Origin of the sequence: Leifsonia sp. 71-9, from assembly GCF_001898805.1 — a bacterium.
Lineage (GTDB): Bacteria > Actinomycetota > Actinomycetes > Actinomycetales > Microbacteriaceae > Leifsonia.
In genome coordinates this window covers 239,972-264,507 of record NZ_MKVJ01000018.1, presented here as the reverse complement: position 1 = coordinate 264,507, position 24,536 = coordinate 239,972, and the positions used below count along the sequence as shown (strand labels likewise).

Below are 24,536 nucleotides of genomic sequence, written 5' to 3'. Positions count from 1 at the left end.
GTCGGCGATGCGGATCTTCGAGATCTCGGCAGGGTCGACGTCGACGTGCACGATCTTCGCGTTGGGCGCGAAGAGGGAGGTGTTGCCGGTCACGCGGTCGTCGAACCGCGCGCCGAGCGACACGATGAGATCGGACTCCTGGAGCGCCAGCACGGCGGGGACCGTGCCGTGCATGCCCGGCATGCCGAGGTGCTGCTGGTGGGAGTCCGGGAAGGCACCGCGCGCCATCAGCGTGGTGACGACCGGGGCGCCGATCGCCTCGGCGAGCTCGAGCAGCTCCTGCGACGCGCGCGAGCGGATGACGCCGCCGCCCACGTAGAGGACCGGCTTCTTGCTCTCGACGAGCAGCTGGGCCGCGGCGAGGATCTGCTTGCCGTGCGCCTTGGTGATCGGCCGGTAGCCCGGCAGGTCGACCTTGGGCGGCCACACGAAGGGCGCCGTGTTCTGCTGCGCGTCCTTGGTGATGTCGACGAGCACCGGACCGGGACGGCCGGTCCCGGCGATGTGGTACGCCGCGGCGATCGTGGCGGGGATGTCCTCCACGCGCTTCACCAGGAACGAGTGCTTGGTGATCGGCATGGTGATGCCGACGATGTCCGCCTCCTGGAAGGCGTCCGTGCCCATGAGGGTGGAGAACACCTGGCCGGTGATGAACACGACGGGGACGGAGTCCATGTGGGCGTCCATGATGGCGGTGACGAGGTTCGTCGCGCCCGGGCCGGAGGTCGCCATGGCGACGCCGACCTTGTTGGACGCCGACGCGTAGCCCTCGGCGGCGTGGCCGCCGCCCTGCTCGTGGCGGACGAGGATGTGGCGGATCTTGGACGAGTCCACGATCGCGTCGTAGATCGGCAGGATCGCCCCGCCCGGGAGCCCGAAGACGTCGGTGACGCCGAGGAGCTCGAGGGTGCGGACGACCGACTGCGATCCGGTCAGTTGTTCGGGCGACGCCTTGCCAGGCGCCGCGGACGGCAACACGGAGTTGGGGGTTGCATCCGAGGACATGCCTTATCGGTCCCTTACGTACGAAACGGTTGATACTGCTGGAGAGCGAAGAGCTACCCCGTGACCGCGCCTTCTGCTGCAGAGCGCACGAGCTTGGAGTACTTCGCGAGAACGCCACGGGTATAGCGCGGAGGAAGAGGAGCCCAGCCGTCACGGCGGGCGGTCAGCTCTGACTCGTCGACAAGTAGGTCGAGGGAGCGAGCCGCGATATCGACCCGTATCAGATCACCATCGCGCACGAATGCGATGGGACCTGCGTCCACCGCTTCGGGTGCTATGTGGCCGATGCACAGGCCGGTTGTGCCGCCTGAGAATCGTCCGTCCGTCAATAGTAGTACATCCTTGCCGAGGCCCGCGCCCTTGATGGCCGCGGTGATGGCGAGCATCTCGCGCATCCCCGGGCCGCCCTTGGGCCCCTCGTAGCGGATGATGACCACGTCGCCCGCGTTGATGCGGCCCTCGGTGAGGGCGTCCATCGCGGCGCGCTCGCGCTCGAACACGCGCGCGGGGCCCTCGAAGACCTGGGCGTCGAAGCCCGCGGTCTTCACGACGGCGCCCTCGGGGGCGAGCGATCCCTTGAGGATCGTGATGCCGCCGGTGGCGTGGATGGGGTTGTCGAGGGTGCGCATGACCTCGCCGTCCGGCGCGGGCGGGTTGATCTCGGCGAGGTTCTCGGCGACGGTCTTGCCGGTCACGGTGAGGCACTCGCCGTGCAGCAGACCCGCGTCGAGCAGGGCCTTCATGACGACGGGGACGCCGCCGTGGCGGTCGACGTCGTTCATGACGTACTTCCCGAAGGGCTTCAGGTCGCCGATGTGGGGCACCTTGTCGCCGATGCGGTTGAAGTCGTCGATCGTGAGGTCGACCTCGGCCTCGCGGGCGATGGCCAGCAGGTGGAGCACGACGTTGGTCGAGCCGCCGAAAGCCATGGCCACGGCGATCGCGTTCTCGAACGCCTCCTTGGTGAGGATGTCGCGGGCGGTGATGCCGAGCTTGAGCAGGTTGACGACGGCCTCGCCCGAGCGGTGCGCGAAGTAGTCGCGACGGCGGTCGGCCGACGGCGGCGCAGCCGAGCCCGGGAGGCTCATGCCGAGGGCCTCGGCGACCGACGCCATGGTGTTGGCGGTGTACATCCCGCCGCAGGCGCCCTCGCCCGGGGCGATCGCGCACTCGATGCGCTTGAGGTCCTCTTCGCTCATCTTGCCCGCCTTGCAGGCGCCGACGGCCTCGAAGGAGTCGATGATCGTGACGTCCTTCTCGGTGCCGTCGGAGAGCTTGACCCAGCCGGGAGCGATCGAGCCGGCGTAGAGGAAGACCGCCGAGAGGTCGAGGCGGGCCGCCGCCATCAGCATGCCGGGGAGCGATTTGTCGCAGCCGGCGAGGAGCACGGTGCCGTCGAGGCGCTCGGCCATCATGACCGTCTCGACCGAGTCGGCGATGACCTCGCGCGACACGAGCGAGAAGTGCATCCCCTCGTGGCCCATCGAGATGCCGTCGGAGACGGAGATGGTGCCGAACTGCAGCGGGTAGCCGCCTCCCGAGTGGACGCCCTCCTTGGCGCCCTGCGCGAGCCGGTCGAGCGACAGGTTGCAGGGGGTGATCTCGTTCCACGAGCTGGCGATGCCGATCTGCGGCTTCTCCCAGTCGGCGTCGCCCATTCCGACGGCACGGAGCATGCCCCGGCTCGTCGTGGCTTCGATTCCGTCGGTGACGACGCGCGAGCGCGGCTTCCAATCGATCTCTGGCATGTGACAACTCTAGGACGTCTCGCATGCCCGCCGGACCATGCGTCGCGGGATCGGTGGAGAGGTGCTCCGGCGCCTCAGGCTGTGGAGGAGGCGCGCGCCTCGGCGAGCAGCGTGAGCAGGCTCGCGACGGCCTGTTCGTCCGCCACGCGGTACTGCGCTGCGGTGTCGCCGGGGCCGACCTTCACGCCCACGTCGCCGTTCTCCGGGCGCAGCACGCGCAGGCCGTCCTCGTCGGTGACATCGTCGCCGGCGAAGAGCACGGCGGTGGCGTGGGTGTACTCCCGTAGCCGCTCGATCCCGTCCCCCTTGTTCGCCTCGCGCACGGAGAACTCGATGATGTCCTTGCCGTCGCGCACGGTGAGACCGTCGCTGACGGCGCCGGCCGCCTCGTACGCGCGGCGCACGACCTCGGCGCCGCGGTCGCCCTCCACCGTGCGGTAATGGACGCCGAAGCCGACCGGCTTCACCTCGAGCTTGGTGCCGGGGAACGCGTCCACCAGCTCCTGGAGGGTCTCCCCCAGTCGCTGCAGCGTGGTGCGCTCGTCCTCGTCGAGATCGAGCGAGACGCCGTCGCGGCCGAACCGGATCTCCACGCCGTGCGAGCCGATCAGCAGGGCGTCCTCGTCCGCCTCCGTCACCGCCTCCAGGCTGGCGAGCGGACGCCCCGACACGTAGGCGACCCAGGTGCGCGGCAGCTTCTCGAGCCGGTCCAGGGCGGCCTTCGCCTCCGGCAGCGCACGGGCGCCGCGCGGCACGTCGACGAACGGCGCGAGCGTGCCGTCGAAGTCGAGGGCCAGCAGCAGCCGGTCGGCGTCGGCGAGCCGTCGGACGGCGGAGTCGAGCGCGGAGTCGGACGGGACGGTGGGCGTTTCGGTCATGCGGCTTTCCTGGTCGGTGCGGGACGGAGGCGGAGGCGGACGCTCAGCGCCGGTTCACCAGGGGGTTCTGCAGCGGGTGGTCGCCGTGCGCGGCGCGGGTGAGGGCGTCCAGGAAGGAGGCGGACCAGCGCGCGACGTCGTTCGTCAGCACCTTCTTGCGCAGGGCGCGCATCCGCCGCGTGCGGTCGCGCTTCGGCATCGCGATCGCCTGGAGGATGGACTCCTTCAGCCCCTCGATGTCGTGGGGGTTGATCAGGAGCGCCTGCCGCAGCTCGTCGGACGCCCCGGCGAACTCGCTCAGGATGAGCACGCCGTCGTCGTCGACGCGGGAGGCCACGTACTCCTTGGCGACGAGGTTCATCCCGTCGCGCAGCGCCGTCACGAGCATGACGTCGGCGGCCAAGTACAGCGCCACCATCTCCTCGCGGGGGTAGCCGTGGTGCAGGTAGGCGATCGCGCTGTGGCCGAGGGTCGAGTAGTCGCCGTTGATGCGCCCGACGGTCAGCTCGATCTCGTCGCGCAGCTGACGGTAGGTCTCGACGCGCTCGCGGCTGGGACTCGCGACCTGGACGAGGGTGACGTCCTCCGCGGAGAGCGCGCCGTCGCGCAGGAGCTCGCCGAACGCCTTGAGCCGGTGGCCGATGCCCTTCGTGTAGTCGAGGCGGTCGACACCGAGCATGATCGTCTGCGGGTTGCCGAGCTCCTCGCGGATCTCCTGGGCGCGCGCCTGGATGTCGGGGCGGCGGGCGAGCTCCTGGTACTTCTCAGTGTCGATGGAGATCGGGAACGCGCGGGCGAGCACGGTGCGCGCCAGGCCGCCGTGGCGGTTGGTCGTCACGTGGCGGTGCGAGCCAGCTTCGGGATCGTCGCTGTCGATCGGCACCTCGATGATGGGCCCGCGGGTCTCGTAGCCGCGGAGCCGGCGCACGGCGCGGGAGAAGTTGCCCGCGTCGGCCACCCGCTGGAAGCCGATGACATCGGCGCCCAGCAGTCCGTCGATGATCTGGCGCCGCCACGGCAGCTGCGAGTAGATGCCGTAGGGCGGGAACGGGATGTGGTTGAAGAACCCGATGACGAGGTCGGGCCGCAGCTCGCGCAGCATGGCGGGCACGAGCTGCAGCTGGTAGTCGTGTACCCAGACCACGGCGCCGTGCGAGGACGCCTTGGCGGCCGCGTCGGCGAAGCGCCGGTTGACCTTCACGTAGCTGTCCCACCACTCGCGGTGGAACGTCGGCTGCGCGATCACGTCGTGGTAGAGCGGCCACAGGGTGTCGTTCGAGAAGCCCTCGTAGTACTCCTGCAGCTCCTGCTCGCTGAGCGGTACCGGGATGATGCTGATGCCGTCGGCCTCGAAGGGCTCGATCTCCTCGTCGGAGACCCCGGCCCAGCCGATCCAGACGCCGTCCTGCGACCGCATCACGGGCTCCAGCGCCGCCACCAGGCCGCCGGGCGACGGGCGCCAGTCGGCCTCGCCCGCGTCGTCGACCACGCGGTCGACGGGAAGGCGGTTCGAGACGATGACGACGTCGTAGGTCTCGGTGGAGGTGGCGGTGTCGGGCTGTGCTGAGATGGTGGATCCTCTCCCTCAGATGTCGATGGGGGTGGTTCTCGCCACAGTACCAGCGTCGCTCGCGCACGTCCGGGGCCTGGACGGGGACGCCGTTCGGCGGTAGGACACGCGTCGTTCAGTGCCCGGGGTTAGAGTGCGGCTGTGATGCGCATCGGGATGGGGACGACCTGCGTCTACCCGCTCGGCATCGAGGAGGCGTTCCGCACCGCGGCCGAGCTGGGCTTCGACGGGGTGGAGGTCATGGTGACGCGCGACGACGCCACCCAGTCGGCCGCGCCCTTGCGCGCGCTCGCCGAGCAGTACGGGATGCCGGTGCTCAGCGTGCACGCTCCGGTCCTGCTGCTGACCCACTTCGTCTGGGGGCGCGACCCGCAGGTCAAGCTGGAGCGCTCGGCCGCCCTCGCCGCCGAGCTCGGAGCCGACACGGTCGTCGTGCATCCGCCCTTCCGCTGGCAGTCGGGGTACGCCGAGGGCTTCCTCGACATCGTGCGGCGCACGGCGGAGCGATCGGGGGTCACCGTCGCGGTCGAGAACATGTTCCCGTGGAAGGTCGCCGGCCGGTCGATGGCCGCCTACTCCCCCGGCTGGAACCCGCTCGCGATGGACTGCGACGCGGTCACCCTGGACTTCTCGCACGCCGCACTCAGCGGCATCGACGGCCTGCGTCTCGCCGAGGAGCTCGGCGGCCGCCTCCATCACGTTCACCTGTGCGACGGGTCGGGCGCGCTCGACGACGCGCGGGTGTTCGACGAGCACCTCGTCCCGGGGCGCGGCACGCAGCCGGTGGCGGAAGTACTGCGGCTGCTCGCCGGGACCGGCTGGAGCGGCTCGGTGGTCGCCGAGATCAACACCCGCAAGGCCAGGAGCCGTCAGGAGCGGCTCGCGCTGCTGCGGGAGACGCTGGCGTTCGCGCGCGAGCACAGCCGCGCCGCCGCCTCCTGACGCCGTCGGCGCCGGGGGCCTCAGCCCGCTGTGCCGAGCCGACGGACGAGCTGACGCGCGTACTCCGCATAGCCGTCGGCCGTCGGATGGAACGCGTCGACCCCGCTGGTGTGCACCCAGGGCTTGGCGTCGCCGATCGCGTGCCCGGCGAAGTCCACCCCGATGAAGGTCATCGGTGCCCCCTTGGCGCGCTCGGCCTCCACGGCGTCCGCGATCACCTGGTTGAGCCCGATGGTCGCGGCGTTGATCGCCGCCGCCATCCCGAAGTCCTTCGCGTTCGGGTCGGAGGCGTCGTACATGAGGGCGTACCCCGTCACGACGATGCGGGCGTTCGGCGCGGCCTGGACGATCGCGTCGTACACCGTCGCGAGCCGGTCGGGCAGGACGTTGAGCAGGGAGAGGGCGGAGGTCAGCTGGCTGCGGCAGGACGCCGCCTTGCCCGCCGCGCAGTCCGACGCGATGGCGGCGACGCCCAGATCGTTGCCGCCGATGCTCACCGTCACCAGGTCGGTGCGGTCGTCGAGCGCGATCAGCTGGTTGCGCAGGAGGTCGGAGGTCGTGGCTCCCGAGCAGGCGGCGTTGACGACGAGGTCGACGCCGGACTCGCGGGTGAAGACCGAGGGGTAGCTCGCGGCGCTCGACCGGCACTTGCCGGTCTCGCCGCCTCCGCCCATCCCGGCGGCGAACGAGTCGCCCAGGGCGACGTAGCGGGTGCTCTTCGTGAGCGGCTGACGCGGGAAGGGGTCGGGGGTCGCGGAGGGCGTCGCGGTCGCGACGGCACGGGGAGACGCCGCGGGTGGGTCGGCCGGACCCGCGCAGGCGGCAGCCAGGGTGAGCACCGCGGCGGCCAGGGCGCCGGCGAGCGCGATCGGGAGGGCTCTGCGTCGCATCTGATCGAGAGTAGCGAAGATGCCTTGGTGTTCCGTCAGATCCGCTCGGTGAGGGCCAGCAGGACCGCGGGGACGCTCTCGGACAGGCGCTCCGCGAACTTGCGCTCGTCTCCGGCGAGCAGTGCGTGCGCCTCCCCGCTGGCGCAGAGCTCGGCGATCACCCGCACGGCCTCGGCGGGATCGATGGTGAACCGGCGGTGCGCGCTCGCCAGGGCGGTGATCACGATCTCGGTGAGGTCGCGGTAGAAGCCATCCTGGAACGCGAGATAGCCTCCTGCGATCGTGGCGTCGCGCAGGGCGAGCAGCTGGAACTCGGACTGCACCAGCCACCAGCGCCGGTCGTCGGACTGCAGCTCGAGGATCTTGGTGACGATGTCGATGACCTGCGCGTCGTCGATCTCGGTGACGCCCGACTCCACGAGCGGCGCGAGGTGCTGGGCGAGGCCCTGGTCGAGCTGTTCGAGCCGCATCGTCTTCTCGCGCTCCATGAGGGCGAAGAAGAGCTCCTCCTTGGTCGAGAAGTTGGAGTAGAACGCGCCGCGCGTGAAGCCGGCAGCCTCCGCGATCGTCTCGACGCTGGCGGCGCGGACCCCCTGCTCGGCGAAGACGTCGAACGCGGCGTCGAGCAGCCGGGCCCGGGTGCGCCGACGGCGCGCGGACTCTGCGGGAGCGTCGTCGCGCCCGTCTCTGAGAGCTGTGCTGTCCAAGCTGAAACCTTCCTGAGTCGAGTTCCAGATACACGAGTGTATCCGATACAGTCGAGCATCGGATACAACAGTGTATCGAATCCCTTCATTCCGTGACGCTGCTGGTCACTTCACCACTGGAGAACGTGTGTCCTCACTCCTGTATTCGATCGGCCGCTGGGCCTTCCGCGCCCGCAAGCTGGTCGTCTCGCTCTGGCTGCTCGTGCTGGTGCTGCTCGCCGGCGGCGCCGTCGCCTTCAACCAGGGCACCGACAACACCTTCAGCATCCCGGGCACGGAATCCCAGGAGGCGCTCGACACGCTGAGCCGCACGTTCCCGCAGGTCAGCGGCACGAGCGCGCAGATCGTCGTCGTCGCCCCCGACAACGAGACCGTCGACCAGGCCGGCATCAAGAACCCGGTCGAGGACACGGTCGACCACCTCGCGAAGGTCGACGGCGTCTCGGGCGCCACGTCGCCGTACAGCACCACCGTCAAGAACCTGATCTCGGACGACCGCACCGCGGCCATCATCACGGTGCAGCTGAAGGGCCAGCAGACCACGGTCACCGCGGAGACGAAGACGGCCCTCCAGGATGCGGGGGCCGACCTGCAGAAGGAGCTGCCGCACGGCTCGCAGGTCGCCGTGGGCGGCCAGCTCTTCTCGCAGAGCCTCCCGACCCTGTCGCTCACGGAGCTGATCGGTGTGGGGATCGCGCTGGTGGTCCTCATCGTCACCTTCGGCTCGTTCATCGCGGCCGGGATGCCCCTGCTGACGGCGCTGCTCGGCGTCGGGCTCTCGATGGCCCTGATCTTCATCGCGACCGTGTTCGGGCCGATCTCGTCGACCACTCCCCTGCTCGCGCTCATGCTCGGGCTGGCCGTCGGGATCGACTACTCGCTCTTCATCATCTCCCGCCATCAGAGCCAGTTGAAGGCGGGCGTCGATCCGGAGGAGTCCACGGCGCGGTCGGTCGCCACGGCCGGTTCCGCCGTGCTCTTCGCGGGCATCACCGTGATCATCGCGCTGGCGGGTCTCGCAGTGGCGAACATCCCCTTCCTCACCACGATGGGCTTCGCCGCGTCGGCCGCCGTCGCGATCGCCGTCCTGGTCGCACTGACCCTCACGCCGGCGCTGCTCGGCTTCGCCGGGGCGCGCATCACGCCGGGGCGTCGCGCGTCGCGGCGCGCGGAGAAGCGCGCCGCACGATCCGCGACGACGGCCGGCGACGCCGTGGCCGCGGACCGGACGGCCCCGGCGGCGGACCCCGCTCCCGCGCCCGCCTCCGCCGGCGCGCCGAGCCTCGCGCACGCGGCCACCGCCGAGATCCCGAAGGGGTTCTTCCGCGGCTGGGTGCGCGCGGTCACCCGCTTCCCCATCGTGACCGTCGTCGCCGTGATCGTCGCGCTCGGGATCGCGGCCGTGCCGGCGCTGCAGCTGCGGCTCGCCCTGCCGGACGCCGGGTCGCACGCCCCGGACGACCCCGCCCGCATCACCTACGACCTCATCTCGGAGCACTTCGGCCCGGGCTACAACGGCCCCCTGATCGTCACCGGCTCGATCATCTCCAGCACGGACCCGATCGGGCTGATGGACAAGATCGGCGCCGAGATCGCCGAGATGCCCGGCGTCGCCGCGGTCCCGCTCTCCACGCCGAACGCGACGGCCGACACCGGCATCGTCCAGGTCATCCCGACGACCGGCCCCGACGACCAGCGCACCGCCGACCTCGTCGCCGAGCTGCGCGCCAAGCACCAGCACTTCCTCGACGAGTACAAGGTCGACCTGAAGGTCACCGGCACCACGGCCGCGCAGATCGACGTCTCCAACCGGCTCGCGGGCGCGCTGCTCCCGTTCGGCATCCTCGTCGTGGGGCTCTCGCTCGTGCTGCTGACGATGGTGTTCCGCTCGATCGCGGTGCCGATCAAGGCCGCCCTCGGCTACCTGCTCTCGGTCGGCGTCGCGTTCGGTGCCGTCACCGCCGTCTTCGAGTGGGGCTGGTTCGCCGACGCCCTCCACGTCGACAAGACCGGGCCGGTGATCAGCTTCATGCCGATCATCCTGATGGGCGTGCTGTTCGGGCTCGCCATGGACTACGAGGTCTTCCTCGTCAGCCGCATCCGCGAGGACTACGTGCACGGCGGCAACGCCCGCCGCGCGATCCAGAGCGGCTTCGTCGGGTCCGCGAAGGTGGTCACGGCCGCCGCGATCATCATGATCTCGGTGTTCGCCGCCTTCGTGCCCGAGGGCGACACCTCCATCAAGCCCATCGCCCTGGGCCTCGCCGTCGGCGTGTTCGTCGACGCGTTCATCGTGCGCATGACCCTCGTCCCCGCGATCCTGCAGCTCCTCGGCGACAAGGCGTGGTGGATGCCGCGCTGGCTCGACCGCATCCTCCCCTCGTTCGACGTGGAGGGCGACGGCCTGCAGAAGGAGCTCGAGCTGGCCGACTGGCCCGAGGACGGCGCCGACGTCGTGGCCGCGGCCGACGGACTGTCGGTGAGCGTGCGCCGCCACCCCGTCCTGCGCGACGTGTCGTTCCGCCTCCGGGACCGCGAGGTGCTCGTCGTCCACGGCGGCGACCGGATGGCGGCGCTCACCCTCCTGATGGCGGTGACCGGCCGCACGAAGCCGGACGCTGGAACCATGAAGGTGGCGGGGCTCGTCCTCCCCACCCGCGGGTCGGGCGTGCGCTCGCGCACCTCCGTCGTGCGCCTCGGCGTCTCCGACACCCCGGTCGACGACGTGCGGAAGGCGCTCGCGAGCCGGCCGCAGCTGCTCGCCCTCGACGCCGCCGACACCGTGACCGACCCGGTCGAGCGCCACCGCATCCGCTCCGAGCTCTCGGCCGCGCTCAGCCGGGCGCACGTCGAGCAGCGCCCCTTCGCCCTCGTCGTGAGCTGCGTCGACCCCGCCGGGCTCGACGATCTGCTCCCCGACGGCGTCGAGACCGGCACGGTGCTCCTGCCGGACGACCCCACCGCTTCCCCCGACCGCACGGCCCATGCGCCGTCCCACCTCGAGAAGGCGAACGCCTGATGACCAGCCCGTCCCCCCTCCGCCGCCCCGGCTCCCTGTTCTCGCTGGAGCGGATGCGCTCCGACAAGCGCATCACCTGGCTCACGATCATCGGCATCGTGCTGGTGCCGCTCGCCATCGGCGGCCTGCTCGTCTGGGCGCTCTGGAACCCGACCGACCGGCTCGACGATGTGAAGGCCGCGGTCGTCAACCTCGACCAGCCGGTGAAGATCGGCGACCAGACGGTGCCGCTCGGGCGGCAGCTCTCCGCCGGGCTCCTCGACAGCACGAAGGACAACTTCAGCTGGGTCCTCACCGACCAGAAGGACGCGGAGAGCGGCGTCGCCGACGGCCGCTACGTCGCCGTCGTCACCATCCCGAAGACGTTCTCGAAGGCGGCGACCTCCCCGTCGGGCGAGGCGGCCGATGCCACCCAGGCCACCATCGACGTGCGCACCAGCGACAAGTCGAAGCTCGTGGACCCGGCGATCAGCCAGGCCGTGACCACCACCGCCACCTCGGTGCTCAACAAGCAGCTCACGTCGACGTACCTCGAGAACGTGTACGTGGGCTTCAACACCCTGCACGACCAGATCGGCCAGGCGGCGACCGGAGCGGACCAGCTGTCGAGCGGGCTCACGCAGCTCGCGAGCGGCACGCACCAGCTCAACGACGCGGCCGGTCAGCTCGCGAGCGGGGCGTCGTCGCTGTCGAGCGGGATCGGGCAGCTGTCCTCGGGGGCGCGCGGGCTCTCCAGCGGGCTCGGGACGCTGTCCGGGGGAACATCGCAACTCGCCGGTGGCCTCCAGACACTCGCCGACGGCACGAAGGATCTCCCGGCTCAGACGGCCCAGCTCTCCGCAGGGGCGTCCGGAGTTTCCACCGGTGTATCGGCCGCAGCCGCGTCAGCGAAGGCCGCGCTCGCGACCTGCGTCGCGGATCATGGTGCGGCCGACGCCACCTGCACGCAACTGGTGACGGTGCTCGGGACTCTGACCGCCCCCGTTTCGGCCGGGCAGTCGATCGAGGACATTGCCAAGCAGGTCGCGACCGGGACCAGTGCCCTCGCGTCCAGTGCCGGATCGCTCGCCGGCGGAGTCGCGCAGTCGGCCTCCGCCGCGCAGCAGCTCGCCGCGGGCACGCAGCAGTCCGCCTCCGGGGCCGCGCAGCTCGCCGACGGCGCCGCGCAGAGCGCCTCCGGAGCCTCCCAGCTGTCGGACGGCGTCTCCCAGCTCGCGACCGGCATCACCCCGCTCGCGACCGGCGCCGATCAGTCGGCGTCCGGTGCGGCCTCCCTCGCCTCCGGGCTGAAGACCGCGGTGGGGCAGCTGCCGAGCTACGACAGCGGCGAGCGCACCAACCTCGCCTCGGTCGCCTCCGAGCCGGTCACGCAGAAGGCGTCTGGCACCGCCGCGTTCGGGTCGACCAGCATCCCCCTGTTCGCCTCGGTCGCCCTCTGGCTGGGCGCGCTGGCCTCCTTCCTCGTGCTGCAGGCCGTCTCGCGCCGGGCGCTCCTCACTTCCCGGGCCGCCGGGCTCATCGCGCTCGACGGATTCGTCCCGGCCGCCGTGCTCGGTGCCGTCCAGGGCGTGCTCGTCGCCGCGATCATGCAGCCGGCGCTGCACCTCGACGTCGGCCACTGGTTCGGCTTCGCTGGAGTCGCCGTCGGCGTCGGGGTGGCGTTCGCGGCGGTCAACCACGGGCTCGTGGCGCTCCTCGGCGGCATCGGTCGGTTCCTCTCGATGCTCGTTGTGGTGATCACCCTGGCGTCGGGGATCGTGTCGACGGCGCCCGCCTTCTTCGACGGGGCCCTGCCGTGGCTGCCGACCTCCCCCGCGATCACGGCGCTCCAGGGCGTCGTGGCGAGCAGCTCCGACGTGTGGCGCGGACTGGGCGGGCTGCTCCTCTGGGCGGCGTTCGGCTTCGGGCTGGCGCTCATCGCGATCGCGCGCAAGCGGGTCGTCCGCGCCTCCCAGCTGCTCCCCGCCGAGTAGCCGCCACGTCGCCCGCGCCCCTGCCCTCGCGGTCGCCGCTCAGACGGTGAGCGCGAGGGCCAGCGTGGCGAGGACGACCGTGACCGGGGCGACCACCGCGCCGAGCAGCACGTAGCGCTTCCAGCGCAGCTCGACGTCGAACGACGTCAGGCGCTGATGCCAGAGGAGCGTCGCCAGCGACGCCCACGGGGTGATCAGCGGTCCCGCGTTGACGCCGATGAGCAGGGCGGCGAGCCGCGCCGGCGATCCCGCCACCGGCTCCAGCGCCAGATACGCGGGGAGGTTGTCGATCGCGTTCGCTCCGACCATCCCGGTCAGCGACAGCCGCAGCAGGGCGAGCGGCGACTCCCCGGTGCCCGACACGGCGGCCAGCACCGCGCCGAGCCCGACGGCGTGCAGGGCCTCGATGAACAGGAACAACCCGGCGGCCAGAACGACGAGCTGCCACGGGATGAGCCCGAAGCGGAGCACCGAGCGCCGCCGCACCAGGAACACCGCGCCGAGCACGATCGCGGCCCCGGACGCCGGAAGCCACACGGGCAGCCCCGAGACGAGCAGCGGGACGAGGGCGACGACGACGATCGCGCTGGTCCCGAAGAGCACCCGGTCGCCGACCGGCTCCTCCTCGCCCGGCTCGTAGCGGACCACCAGCGAGCGCCGCGCGATGAGGAAGACGGCCACCATCGGCACCACCATCGCGACCAGCGCCGGAGCCCACATCAAGGCTGCGAACGCCACCGGCGTGGGGTCGCCCATGGCGTGCTGGGCCAGCAGGTTGGTCAGATTCGAGACCGGCAGCAGCAGCGAGCCCGCGTTGGCCATCCACACCGTCGTCAGCGCGAACGGCAGCGGGTTGAGCCCGGCATGGCGGGCGAGCACGATCACGACCGGCGTCAGCAGCACCGCGGTCGTGTCGAGCGAGAGGAAGACCGTGCACAGCGCGGCGACCAGGACCACGAGCAGCCAGAGCACCCAGGCGCGCCCGCGCCCCCACCGCGCGGTCCGCTGGGCGACCCAGGTGAAGAGGCCGGCCTCCGCCGCCAGCTCGGTGACGACCGTCACCGCGACCACGAAGAGCAGGATGGGCCACACCCGATCCCACAAGACCGCGACCTCGGGCACCGGCAGGATCCCGACCGCGACCGCGATCGCCCCGAGCACGAGCAGGACCGCCCCGACGACGGCAGTGCGCATCCCGATCCCTTCCTCCGGCCCGGGTCCCCCCGGCGCCGTAGGCAGCGTACGCTACGGGGAGAGCGAAAGGATGCGGATGCGCAAGTACGTCTTCAATGGCGCGGTGCTCTCGGCCGTCATGGGCCTGTGGACCACCATCCAGTCGACCAGGAACGGGGTGCGGGACTGGCGTGTCCCCCTGCTCTGGATCAGCGCCGCCCTCTCCCTGGCGATCGCGATCGGGACCGTGGTGGAGGACTCCAAGGACGCCGCCGAGCGCGAGTCGAAGCCGCTGGGCTCCCGAAAAGGCTCCTGACCGCGGAATTCCGCTGATCAACCGGCGTGTCCACGCCGCAGACAGCTCGTTCCTCCCCGACACTGGTAACGACGGAGAGCCAGGGAAGGGGTATCGCGATGTTTGGACGCAGGCGGCACGCCGCGGCCGAGGTTCCGGCGGCGCCGGTCCCTCAGTTGACGGACGCGCAGATCCTCGAGATCGTGCATGTCAAGATCGCCGAGCTGATCGGCGAGGACGGCGAATGGACGGTCTCGCGCCGTTCGGCCGACGACACCGACACCATCTTCCACTCCGTGCTCGCGCAGTCGGTCTCCGTCGGCATCGCCGCGGCGCTCGTCGACGCCCGCAACCGGCTCGAGGCCGGCGAGATCGGCGCGGTCACCGAACCGCAGCACCTCGCCTCGGCCGAGAGCGCTCCGGTCGCCGAGAGCGTCGTCGAGACTCCGGAGAGCGACGAGCCGGCCGCGTTCGGCTGGGAGCCCGCTCCCATCACCGTGTGGACCGACCTCCGCAAGCCCGTCACGGGCGAGATCCCCGCGATCGTGGAACGCAACGCCGCCTGACCCCTTCCGGGCTCAGCCGATCCGCTTCCAGGACGCCGGGCCCCCCGATCCCGCTCGGTAGTTCTGCAGCGGGACCTCGTCCTTGCGCCACTCCGTCAGAACCGGCGCGACGATCCGCCAGCAGTCGACCGCCGTGTCTCCGCGCACCGAGAGCGACGGGTCCCCGTCCAGGATCCCCTCCAGGACCTCCCCGTAGGCCAGGAGCTGTCCCGGACCGAACGAGACGCTCAGCGACGCCCGCTCGATCTCGAACGGATCCCCCGGGCCATTCACGTTGAGCTCCAGCGACATCTCGTCCGGCGCCAGCATGATCCGCAGCTTGGTCGGTTCCTTCGTGCCCTTGAGGCCCGTCGGCACGTGCCGGGCGGGCTTGAAGGTCACCACGACCTCCCGCCGCCGCTCCCCCAGCGCCTTGCCGGAACGCAGGGTGAACGGGACGCCGGCCCAGCGCCAGGTGTCGATCTGCACGGTCACCTCGGCGAGCGTCTCCGTGCCGCGCGACGCGTCGACGCCGGGCTCCTTCACGTAGGAGGGGACGGACTCGCCCTCGACCTGGCCCGCCGTGTAGCGGGCCCGGCGGCTCGACTCCACCGGGCTGTCGTTCCACACGCGGGTGGCGCGCAGCACGGTGGCCTTGGCGTCGCGGAGGTCGACCGCGTCGAGCGTCGACGGCGGCTCCATCGCCACCACGGCCAGGACCTGCAGGAGGTGGCTCTGGATCATGTCGACCAGCGCACCGGCGTTGTCGTAGTAGCGGGCGCGCCCCTCCAGCGCCAGGGACTCGTCGTACACGATGTCGACGCGCTCGATGTGGTCGCTGTTCCAGAGCGGCTCCAGGATGCTGTTCGCGAACCGCAGCCCGATCAGGTTGAACACCGTCGACCGGCCGAGGAAGTGGTCGACGCGGTGGATGCGCTCCTCCGGCACCAGCGTGGCGAGCTGCTTGTTGAGCGCGATCGCACTGCGCTTGTCGGTGCCGAACGGCTTCTCCAGGGCGAGCGTCAGCCCGCGCGGCAGGTCGATCGTGCCGAGCACGCCGCACGCCTTCGCGGTGATCGCGGGCGGCAGGGCGAAGTAGAGCGCCGGCGCTCCCTCGCACGCGGCGAGGATGCGTTCGAGGTCCGCCGCCTGGGTCACGTCGGCCTGCACGTAGACGGTCTCTTTCAGCACCTCCTCCACCGCGGGGCCCGACGCCTTCATCGTCGTGAAGGACGCGCGGACGACCGAACGCCAATGGGCGTCGGTCCAATCCTCGAAGCCGGCGCCCACCAGCCGGAACCGGCGGTCCGGGTGGTCGGACAGGAGCTGGCCGATGGCGGGGAGGAGCAGGCGGGCGGAAAGATCGCCGCTCGCTCCGAGAATCGCGAGAGTGTCGACGGTCTGCGTCATGACCATCACAGTACGGCCATACTGGGGATATGTCGCTCCCCATCGAGGAATACGCCCTGATCAGTGACTGCTTCACCGGAGCGCTCGTGGGCAAGGACGGCAGCATCGACTGGCTGTGCCTCCCCCGCTACGACTCGTCGTCGATGTTCGGCGCCCTCCTCGGCACCGAGGACCACGGCCGCTGGCTCGTCGCGCCCGTCGACGCCTCCGCGAAGAGCACGCGCCGCTACGAGGGCGACACGATGACGCTCCTCACGCGCTGGCGCACCGCCGACGGGGAGGTGGAGGTCACCGACACGATGCCGATGGGCGACCACCGCGCCGACGTGATCCGCCGGGTGCGCGGGGTGAGCGGGACGGTGCGGATGCAGCAGGAGCTGCGGATCCGCTTCGGCTACGCGTCGGCCGTCCCCTGGGTGCGCAAGGACACCGCGGAACACCCCTCCGCGCTCGTCGCGGTCGCCGGCCCCGACGCCATCGTCGTGCGCGGGCCGGTGCTCCACGCGACCGACCACGCGCACCACGGCGAGTTCACCGTGAAGGCCGGCGAGACGGTCGACCTCAGCCTCACCTGGTTCCCCTCGCACCGGGCGACCCCCGAGGCGCTCGACGTCGACCACGCGCTCGAGCAGACCCGCACCTGGTGGACCCGCTGGGCCGAGGGCTGCGACCACGACGGCCCGTACCGCGACGAGGTGGTGCGCTCGCTGCTGCTCCTGCGCGCCCTGACCCACCTCGAGACCGGCGGGATCGTGGCCGCGGCCACGACCTCCCTCCCCGAGGCGTTCGGCGGCGAGCGCAACTGGGACTACCGCTACGTCTGGCTGCGCGACGCGTCGCTCACGATCGGCGTGCTGCTCGCGCACGGCTACGACGACTACGTCGACCACTGGCGCGACTGGCTGCTGCGCTCCATCGCCGGCGACCCGGGCGACCTGCAGATCATGTACGGGCTCTCCGGCGAGCGCGACCTCGACGAGCGGGAGCTCACCTCGCTGCCCGGGTATCAGGGGGCGCATCCCGTGCGCGTGGGCAACGGCGCGTCGACGCAGTTCCAGGCCGATGTGATCGGCGAGGTGATGATCGGGCTCGATCGCGGCCGCCGGGTCGGGGATGGCGAGACGCGGTTCTCCTGGGCGTTGCAGCGTTCACTCATGGGCTACCTGGAGGAGCACTGGCGCGAGCCTGACCACGGCATCTGGGAGATCCGGGGCGAGCCGCAGACCTTCACGCACTCGCGGGCGCTGGTCTGGGCGGCGTTCGACTGCGCGGTCCGCGCGGTGGAGCGCGACGGGCTCGAGGGGCCGGTGGTCCGCTGGCGGACCCTGCGCGACGAGGTCCGCGCCGACATCGAGGCGAACGGGTTCGACCGGGTGCGCGGCACCTACGTGCAGCACTACGGCACGCGGGAGGTGGACGCGTCGCTGCTCCAGCTCGCCCAGGTCGGCTACGTCGACTGGGAGGATCCGCGGATGCTCGGGACGGTCCGGGCGATCGAGGAGGACCTGCTGCGCGACGACCTGGTGCTGCGCTACCGCACCGAGCAGGGCGTCGACGGGCTGCCGCCGGGCGAGCACCCGTTCCTGGCCTGCTCGTTCTGGCTGGTCGAGCAGTATGCGCATTCGCACCGGCTGGACGACGCGCGGCGTCTGATGGACCGGCTGGTGTCGCTCGCCAACGATGTCGGCATGCTCTCCGAGGAATACGACGTCGACGGCCGGTCGCAGGCCGGCAACACTCCCCAGGCCCTCACGCACCTCACGCTCGTGCGGGCGGCGGACGCGATCGCGGCGGCGAGCCGATGACGGATGCGCGACCGGTGGAGCGGACCGAGGGGTCGGTCGGCCTCGAGGAGCGCCTCGAGCTCGGCGCACCCTGGGTCACCATCGTGTGGAACGACCCGGTGAACCTCATGTCGTACGTCACCCACGTGTTCCGCACGTACTTCGGGTATCCCCGCAAGGAGGCCGAACGCCTGATGATGCTGGTGCACAACGAGGGTCGCGCGGTGGTCGCGACCGGCACCCGCGAGGAGATGGAGCGGCACGTGGAGGCGATGCACGACTACGGGCTGTGGGCGACGCTGACGAAGGCCGACGCATGAGGCTCTTCCACCCCGTCGGCCACGGCCGCGTCACCGCCCGCTTCGAGTCGGAGGAGGCGGAGCTGCTGCTGCGCCTCGCCACCGACGCCGCCGAGCTGGCCTCCGAGGCGGCGATCGAGGACGACGAGCTCCGCAGCGATCCGGCCCTGATCCGGCTGATGCCCGACGCCTACCCCGGGGATCCGGTGGCGTCGGCCGAGTTCCGCCGCTTCACCGCGGACGGCATCGCGGAGCGCAAGGCTCTCAACGCCCGCATCGTCGTGGAATGCCTCGCCCGGTCCGACGCCTCCCGGGTGGACGTCACGCTCGACGAAGCGCAGGCGACCGCCTGGCTCCGCTGCTTGACCGACATCCGCCTCGTGCTCGCGGCCCGGCTCGGGATCGTGCAGGACGGCGACGAGGGAGACCTGCACGACGAGGAGTCGCAGATCCGCCGGACGGTCTTCGACTGGCTCGCCGTCGTGCAGGAGTCCCTCGTGCTGTCCCTCAGCCGCCGCTAGACGCCGCCGCTAGACGGGGAAGCGCACCGCCGCGGCGACCGCGCCTCCACCGGGCACATCCTCCGCGCGGACCGCGTAGACCTTGGCCTTCGACGCGAGCGAACGGCGGATGATCTCGTCCACCACGCCGTAGTGGCCCGGCGCGTCGTCGTCCGCGAGGCTGATCGCGCCGCTCTCGTCGTCGACGGTGCCCGGGACGCGCCGGTCGATGTCGAAGACCAGCGCCTCCACCGCACCGAACGTTGCCGCCCTGGCGATGTCGCTCAGGTCGACCAGCGCCGTCCCCGCCGCGATCCGCGCTTCGAAGTCGTCCTTCAGCTCCTCGGTCTTGCGGGCGTAGAGGGCGTCGAGCACCCCGCGCGCGGCCGTCGAGAGCTCCTCGTCGGTCTTCTCCTCCGGGTTGCCGCCGATCGTCTCCTCGACGAGGCGCGGGTAGGTGCTCGCGCCGCGGAAGATGCCGCTGAGCGGCTCCGCGGCCGCCAGGATGAGCGGCTCCGTGCTGTTCGCGAGCAGCGGGTGCAGCGCGCGGTCGATGGCCTGCACGTACTCGAGCATCCGCACCTTCTGGCCCTCGGAGCCCTGGACGCGGCCGTCCGGTGAGCGCCCGCTGATCGACGGGAGCCCGGCCGCGGAGGCCACGTCCTGCGGCATCCCCTCGACCTCGACGGGCGTGGGAGGCGCCTCCGCGGCGATCCGGATCAGCCGCACGGAGTTCTGGGCGAGTGCCAGGATGAGCGCGGACTGCGGGAACGTGATCGCGCGCAGCAGCGGCTTCACGTAGAACCGGTCGGCGACCTCGCACGCGCTGGTCAGCCGGTTCGGCAGGCGGAAGGTCTGCGCCACCTCGCCGTCGAGGAAGACGGCCAGCGAGCGGGACTGGTAGCGCCAGAAGTCGCGGTCCTCGAGGATCACCTCCCCCTCCGCCTGGACAGCGCCGATGCGGGCCTTCGAGACGCCGAGCGTCTCCAGCGCGCGCACGGCCTGGCTGAGGTGGTTCTTGAGCTCGATGCGCGCGCGGTCCGCCTCGGGCGGGGTGGTGCCGGTGGGCAGGTAGATGCTGACGCATCCGGGCTCGCGCAGAGCGGAGATCCTCTCGATGTCGGCCTTGGTGGGAATGTCCTTGTATTCCACGGTTCCTCCTCGGTCGTCGCCGGTGGCGGTCGTCCGCGACCGGTCCGTTCAGTCTCGCCTGCCGCCACCGGTGCCACAAGCCCCCGACCACCTGGGGCGGGAACGCCCGTTGACAGATCCGCCGGATCCGCCTACGGTGCGTTAAACCGGTTTAGGTCATCCTCCCGGTCACCAGACGAAGGAATCGCAATGAAGCGGATCACCCTGCTCGCCGTCGCCACCGCGACACTCGTGACGACGGCTCTCGCCCTCCCCGCCGCGGCCGCCACCGCGACGCCCGCCGCCCCGGACGCGGCGACCGCCCGCGCGACCGCGGCCCCCGCCAAGCTGACGAACCTCGCCCACCTCGACTTCCTCCTCGACGACGTGCCGCTGCTGCCCGGCGTCGCCGGGCACACGACCTACCGGCAGGACACCGAGCCGGCCGCGCGCGCCCCGTGGGTGTACGCCGACCGACAGGCCGACGGCTCGTTCTCCCGCGTGGGAGGCGGCCCGATCACGGACGCCGCGCGCGGCTGGTACGCGCAGGGCGCCTTCGATGCGGACGACATCTCCCGCGCCGCGGTCGTCTACCTGCGCGACTGGAAGCAGAACGGCACCGCGTCGAGCAAGCAGACCGCCTACGAACTGCTGCGCTCGCTCACGTATCTGCAGACCGACTCCGGCCCGAACGCCGGCAACGTGGTCCTCTGGCAGCAGTCGGACGGCACGCTGAACCCGTCGGCCATCCCCGTCGAGCTCCCCGACCCGAGCGACTCCGCCGAGTCGTTCTGGCTCGCCCGCACGGTCTGGGCGCTCGGCGAGGGCTACGCGGGATTCCGCGACGCTGACCCGCAGTTCGCCGGGTTCCTGGCCGACCGGCTCGGGCTCGCGCTCGGCGCGCTCGGCCGCCAGTCGCTCGCCGCGTACGGCACGACGACGACCGCCAACGGGGTCACCGTGCCCGCCTGGCTGATCTCGGGGAGCGCGAGCCCGACGGCGGAGGCCGTGCTGGGCCTCGCCGCCTACACGGCGGCCGCCCCGGCGGACCAGACGGCCCGTACCGCGCTCGCGCACTACTCGGAGGGCATCGCGAAGCTCGCGAGCGGCGGGATCGGCCAGTGGCCGTTCGGCGCCCTGCTCCCCGAGGCGAACTCCCCCACGTTCTGGCACGCCTGGGGCGCGATGCAGCCGGCCGCTCTCACGGCCGCGGCGAGCGTGCTCGACGATGCCTCCTTGCAGAAGGCGGCCACCACCGACCTCGCGCAGTTCACCGCGCAGCTCCTCGCGTCCGGCGGTCCGGACAACGGATGGACGCCCACCCCGGCCGACCGGACGCAGATCGCGTACGGCGTCGACTCGCGGGTCGAAGGGCTCGTCGCCGCCTCCGACGCGACCGGCGCCGCCGGGCTCGCGGCCCTCGCCGGGGCGCAGGCCGCCTGGTTCTTCGGGGCCAACCCCGCCGGCACCCCGGCCTACGACCCGACGACCGGCGTGTGCGTCGACGGCATCGCCGCCGACGGCACGGTCAACCGCAACTGCGGGGCCGAGTCGGTCATCCACACCGAGCTCACGATGCTCGCGCTGGATGCGCACCCCGCCATCGCCCGCGCCGCGACCACCCTCACGCGCACGACGGCCGCCGACGGCATCCAGGTCGTCGAGGCGGAGTCCGGCCGACTGACCGGGTCGGCGTCGGTGGTGACGCCCGCCTCCGCGTGGACGGGATCGGCCAACTGGTCGGGCGGCGCGTACGTCGCCGCCTCGTCCGGCTCCACCGTCACCGTGACCCTGCCTGCGGGGCACTCGGCGGCGCGTCTCCTCCCGATCGCCGATCTGGGACCAGGCGACCCCACGACCGGGCTTCCGGCCGGCTCGGGGAGCACGCGCTGGACCGCCCAGCTCGGCCGGGTGAGCGTGCCCCTCGGCTCGACGGCCAACGTGCGGGCCGACGCCGCCCAGGGCAGCGGCGCGAGTCCGGTGTTCCTGCTCCCGCAGACGCTGACCCTCCCCGTGCTCGCCTCGACGACCTCCGTCACGGCGCACGTCTCCGGCACGGCGAAGCTCGACGCGGTGCTGGTCCAGCCCGTCGTCTCCCACCTGGCCCTCGCCGGCTCGTCGAGCCTCGACGTCTACGTCAACGGGACGAAGCTCCCCGTGCCCCAGCGCCTGAGCACGACCGGGCCCGTGACGGTCGTGCGCTACGACAGCACCGGCCACCAGGTCGGCGGCGCGCAGAGCGTCGGCGCCCGTGGATTGATCGCGGTCGAGCCCGGCGGCTTCACGACGGTGGTCCCGCGATGAGCCCGGCCGCCGTCACGATCAACGACGTCGCGCGCGCCGCCGGCGTGAGCAAGGGGCTGGTGTCCCTCGCCCTGAATGAGCGGCCCGGCGTGGCCACCGAGACCCGTGAGCGCATCCTCGCCGCCGCCCGCGAGCTCGGCTGGACGCCGAACCCCAGCGCCAGGGGCCTCACCACCCGACGCGCCTACGCGCTCGGCCTCATCCTGCGTCGCCCCGCCCGCACCATCGAGGTCGACCCGTTCTTCGCGGCGTTCATCGCCGGCGTCGAGACCGTGCTCGCCGAGCGCGGCCAGGTGCTCGTCCTGACCGTCGTGCCCGACCAGGAGGCCGAGGAGCGCGCATACACCAGGCTCGCGTCCGACAAGCGCGTCGACGGGTTCCTGCTCACCGACCTCCTGGCCTCGGACGACCGGATCGGCCTGATCGAGCGCCTCGGCTCCCAGGCGGTGTCGCTCGGCGAGCCGGTCGGCGGCAGCCCCTTCCCCGTCATCACCCGCGACTACGACGCGGGCATCGACGAGCTCGTGACGCACCTCGTCGCCCTGGGGCACCGCCGCATCGTGCACGTCTCTGGCGACGAGCGGATGCTGCACGGGCTGCGCCGCCGCGAACGGTTCGAGAGCGCGATGCGGGCGGCGGGGCTCGACCCCGTCGTCGTCGCGACCGACTTCTCCCCCGAGCAGGGCGCCGCGGCCACGACCTCCCTCCTCGACGCCGCCGAACCCCCGACCGCCATCGTGTACGGCAACGACCCGATGGCGATCGCGGGCATGGGCGTCGCGCACGAACGCGGTCTGCGGCTTCCGCACGACCTGTCGATCACCGGCCTCGACGGCTCCCAGATCGGCACCTACATCTACCCCTCCCTCACGACGCTCGACAACGACCCGGCCGGCTGGGGCATCGCCGCCGCCACCGCACTGCTGCGGCTGGTGGAGCACGACGAATCGGCCGACGTCGCCCTGCCCCCCGCGCGGCTGGTGGTGCGCGCATCCACTGCGCCACCCGCCGCCGATCGATAACGCGAACACCCACTCACGAAAGAGAACCCTCATGCGAACACGCAGAACAGCCCTGCACCGGGCCGCACTGGCGGTCGTCACCGCCGGCATCGTCGCCGGGACCCTCGCCGCGTGCGGCTCCGGCGGCGGCGGATCGTCCGACGCCATGAAGGCGCACGGGCCCATCACCATCTGGTACTCGAACAACGAGCAGGAGGTGCAGTGGGGCAAGTCGATGGTGTCGGCCTGGAACTCCGCGCACCCCAAGGAGCAGATCAAGGCCCAGGAGGTGCCCGCCGGCAAGAGCACCGAGGAGGTCATCGGCGCCGCCATCACCGCCGGCACCACCCCGTGCCTGGTCTTCAACAACCTCCCCGCCGCCACCGGCCAGTGGCAGAAGCAGGGCGGCCTCGTCGACCTGTCGAAGTTCTCGGACGGCGCGAAGTACATCGAGGCGCGCAGCGGCTCGGCGGCCGACCAGTACAAGTCCTCCGACGGCGACTACTACCAGATGCCGTGGAAGCAGAACCCGGTCATGATCTTCTACAACAAGGCGATCTTCGCCAAGGCCGGGCTCGACGCCGACAACCCGGACCTCTCGACATACTCCTCCTTCCTCGCCGCCGCGCAGAAGATCAAGGACTCGGGAGCCGCGCCGTACGCGATCTACCCGGCTCCGACCAGTGAGTTCTTCCAGGTGAACTTCGACTACCTGCCGCTGCTCGCCGCGCAGACCGGCGGCAAGACGTTCATCGAGAACGGCAAGGCCGCCATCACGAACCAGGACGCGCTCGACGTCGCGAACTTCTGGAAGACCGTCTACAGCGACGGCCTCGCCGGCAAGGAGCAGTACCAGGGCGACGCGTTCGCCGACGGCAAGGCGGCCATGGCCATCGTCGGCCCGTGGGCCATCGCCTACTACGGCGACAAGATCCAGTGGGGCTCCGTCCCGGTGCCGACCAAGGACGGCAAGGCGGCCGACCAGACCTACACCTTCCCTGACGCCAAGAACATCGGCATGTACTCCTCCTGCAAGAACCAGGGCACCGCGTGGGATGTGCTCAAGTTCGCCACCAGCCAGGAGCAGGACGGCAAGCTGCTCGACGTGACCGGGCAGATGCCGATCCGCACCGACCTGGCCACCACGTACGCGTCGTACTTCAGCTCGCACCCGGACTACAAGGAGTTCGGCGACCAGAGCGCGCGCACGGTGGACGACCCCACGGGCAGCAACACCATCGCCCAGATGCAGGCCCTGCGCGACGCGTACAGCAAGGCCGTGATCAACGGCAGCGGCTCGGTCGAGGACGCCTTCAAGGCGGCCTCCGACAAGATCGACAAGCTCCAGGCGCAGAAGTAGCC

The 24,536-nt window shown here is 71.4% G+C and carries 20 protein-coding genes; 11 read left to right on the top strand and 9 right to left on the bottom strand.

The genetic code is table 11. From position 1 onward, the window contains the following. The 4 genes from BGO91_RS14090 to otsA form a co-directional block, all read right to left on the bottom strand. Window positions 1–1,005: thiamine pyrophosphate-binding protein (locus BGO91_RS14090; RefSeq protein WP_290473360.1), on the bottom strand; the 1,005-nt coding region annotated here is incomplete at its 3' end. Between the two features lie 53 nt (window positions 1,006–1,058). After that, window positions 1,059–2,753, bottom strand: a complete 1,695-nt coding sequence (gene ilvD / locus BGO91_RS14085) for a dihydroxy-acid dehydratase (RefSeq protein WP_179702452.1) — start codon at window positions 2,751–2,753, stop codon at window positions 1,059–1,061. Between the two features lie 74 nt (window positions 2,754–2,827). After that, window positions 2,828–3,631 (bottom strand): trehalose-phosphatase, encoded by an 804-nt coding sequence (otsB, locus tag BGO91_RS14080; RefSeq protein WP_290473359.1) that lies wholly within the window; start codon window positions 3,629–3,631, stop codon window positions 2,828–2,830. Window positions 3,632–3,674: 43 nt separating this feature from the next. Then, complete coding sequence (otsA, locus tag BGO91_RS14075; RefSeq protein ID WP_290473358.1) at window positions 3,675–5,120, bottom strand: alpha,alpha-trehalose-phosphate synthase (UDP-forming); 1,446 nt, start codon at window positions 5,118–5,120, stop codon at window positions 3,675–3,677. A 225-nt stretch (window positions 5,121–5,345) separates the two neighbouring features. Here otsA and BGO91_RS14070 point away from each other — a divergent pair, with 225 nt between their 5' ends. Then, window positions 5,346–6,143, top strand: a complete 798-nt coding sequence (locus tag BGO91_RS14070; RefSeq protein WP_349863666.1) for a sugar phosphate isomerase/epimerase — start codon at window positions 5,346–5,348, stop codon at window positions 6,141–6,143. 20 nt (window positions 6,144–6,163) lie between these two features. Here BGO91_RS14070 and BGO91_RS14065 read toward each other — a convergent pair whose 3' ends face one another. After that, complete coding sequence (locus BGO91_RS14065; RefSeq protein ID WP_290473356.1) at window positions 6,164–7,033, bottom strand: SGNH/GDSL hydrolase family protein; 870 nt, start codon at window positions 7,031–7,033, stop codon at window positions 6,164–6,166. A 35-nt stretch (window positions 7,034–7,068) separates the two neighbouring features. Then, entirely contained in the window at window positions 7,069–7,740 is a 672-nt protein-coding gene (locus BGO91_RS14060; RefSeq protein WP_290473355.1) for a TetR/AcrR family transcriptional regulator, read from the bottom strand. Window positions 7,741–7,867: 127 nt separating this feature from the next. On the opposite strand from BGO91_RS14060, the gene BGO91_RS14055 reads away from it, so the two are divergent. Both BGO91_RS14055 and BGO91_RS14050 read left to right on the top strand, forming a co-directional pair. Then, on the top strand, window positions 7,868–10,759 hold the full coding sequence (locus BGO91_RS14055) for an MMPL family transporter (protein WP_290473354.1): 2,892 nt from the start codon (window positions 7,868–7,870) through the stop codon (window positions 10,757–10,759). Further along, window positions 10,759–12,732, top strand: a complete 1,974-nt coding sequence (locus BGO91_RS14050) for a YhgE/Pip domain-containing protein (RefSeq protein ID WP_290473353.1) — start codon at window positions 10,759–10,761, stop codon at window positions 12,730–12,732. The genes BGO91_RS14055 and BGO91_RS14050 overlap by 1 nt, the downstream gene beginning before the upstream one ends. 39 nt (window positions 12,733–12,771) lie before the next feature. Here the strand turns inward: BGO91_RS14050 and BGO91_RS14045 are convergent, their stop codons facing one another. Further along, window positions 12,772–13,926, bottom strand: a complete 1,155-nt coding sequence (locus BGO91_RS14045) for an SLC13 family permease (protein ID WP_290473352.1) — start codon at window positions 13,924–13,926, stop codon at window positions 12,772–12,774. A gap of 76 nt (window positions 13,927–14,002) precedes the next feature. Between BGO91_RS14045 and BGO91_RS14040 the strand changes: the two genes are divergently transcribed. Both BGO91_RS14040 and BGO91_RS14035 read left to right on the top strand, forming a co-directional pair. Beyond that, window positions 14,003–14,221, top strand: a complete 219-nt coding sequence (locus tag BGO91_RS14040; protein WP_290473351.1) for a hypothetical protein — start codon at window positions 14,003–14,005, stop codon at window positions 14,219–14,221. A 98-nt stretch (window positions 14,222–14,319) separates the two neighbouring features. After that, a complete protein-coding gene (locus BGO91_RS14035) occupies window positions 14,320–14,766 on the top strand; it encodes a hypothetical protein (RefSeq protein ID WP_290473350.1) in 447 nt (148 codons plus the stop codon). 12 nt (window positions 14,767–14,778) lie between these two features. Here BGO91_RS14035 and BGO91_RS14030 read toward each other — a convergent pair whose 3' ends face one another. Beyond that, window positions 14,779–16,155: a glucose-6-phosphate dehydrogenase gene (locus BGO91_RS14030; RefSeq protein WP_290473349.1), complete on the bottom strand. Its 1,377-nt coding sequence runs from the start codon at window positions 16,153–16,155 to the stop codon at window positions 14,779–14,781. 29 nt (window positions 16,156–16,184) lie between these two features. Here BGO91_RS14030 and BGO91_RS14025 point away from each other — a divergent pair, with 29 nt between their 5' ends. From BGO91_RS14025 to BGO91_RS14015, 3 genes are read left to right on the top strand one after another with little or no spacing between them, the layout of a single operon-like run. After that, window positions 16,185–17,960: a glycoside hydrolase family 15 protein gene (locus BGO91_RS14025; protein WP_290473348.1), complete on the top strand. Its 1,776-nt coding sequence runs from the start codon at window positions 16,185–16,187 to the stop codon at window positions 17,958–17,960. After that, complete coding sequence (gene clpS, locus BGO91_RS14020) at window positions 17,957–18,259, top strand: ATP-dependent Clp protease adapter ClpS (protein ID WP_290473347.1); 303 nt, start codon at window positions 17,957–17,959, stop codon at window positions 18,257–18,259. The genes BGO91_RS14025 and clpS overlap by 4 nt, the downstream gene beginning before the upstream one ends. Continuing rightward, window positions 18,256–18,759 carry a DUF2017 family protein gene (locus BGO91_RS14015; RefSeq protein WP_290473346.1) on the top strand — a complete coding sequence of 168 codons (504 nt, stop codon included), beginning with the start codon at window positions 18,256–18,258 and terminating at the stop codon, window positions 18,757–18,759. Before clpS ends, BGO91_RS14015 begins: the two co-directional genes overlap by 4 nt. A 9-nt stretch (window positions 18,760–18,768) precedes the next feature. Here the strand turns inward: BGO91_RS14015 and BGO91_RS14010 are convergent, their stop codons facing one another. Further along, window positions 18,769–19,890 carry a hypothetical protein gene (locus BGO91_RS14010; protein WP_290473345.1) on the bottom strand — a complete coding sequence of 374 codons (1,122 nt, stop codon included), beginning with the start codon at window positions 19,888–19,890 and terminating at the stop codon, window positions 18,769–18,771. Window positions 19,891–20,079: 189 nt separating this feature from the next. Here BGO91_RS14010 and BGO91_RS14005 point away from each other — a divergent pair, with 189 nt between their 5' ends. The 3 genes from BGO91_RS14005 to BGO91_RS13995 are packed head-to-tail and all read left to right on the top strand — an operon-like array spanning window position 20,080 to window position 24,534. After that, window positions 20,080–22,173 carry a hypothetical protein gene (locus tag BGO91_RS14005; protein WP_290473344.1) on the top strand — a complete coding sequence of 698 codons (2,094 nt, stop codon included), beginning with the start codon at window positions 20,080–20,082 and terminating at the stop codon, window positions 22,171–22,173. Further along, window positions 22,170–23,195 carry a LacI family DNA-binding transcriptional regulator gene (locus BGO91_RS14000; protein ID WP_290473343.1) on the top strand — a complete coding sequence of 342 codons (1,026 nt, stop codon included), beginning with the start codon at window positions 22,170–22,172 and terminating at the stop codon, window positions 23,193–23,195. Before BGO91_RS14005 ends, BGO91_RS14000 begins: the two co-directional genes overlap by 4 nt. A gap of 31 nt (window positions 23,196–23,226) precedes the next feature. Then, window positions 23,227–24,534: an extracellular solute-binding protein gene (locus tag BGO91_RS13995; protein WP_290473342.1), complete on the top strand. Its 1,308-nt coding sequence runs from the start codon at window positions 23,227–23,229 to the stop codon at window positions 24,532–24,534. Window positions 24,535–24,536 lie beyond the last annotated feature (2 nt).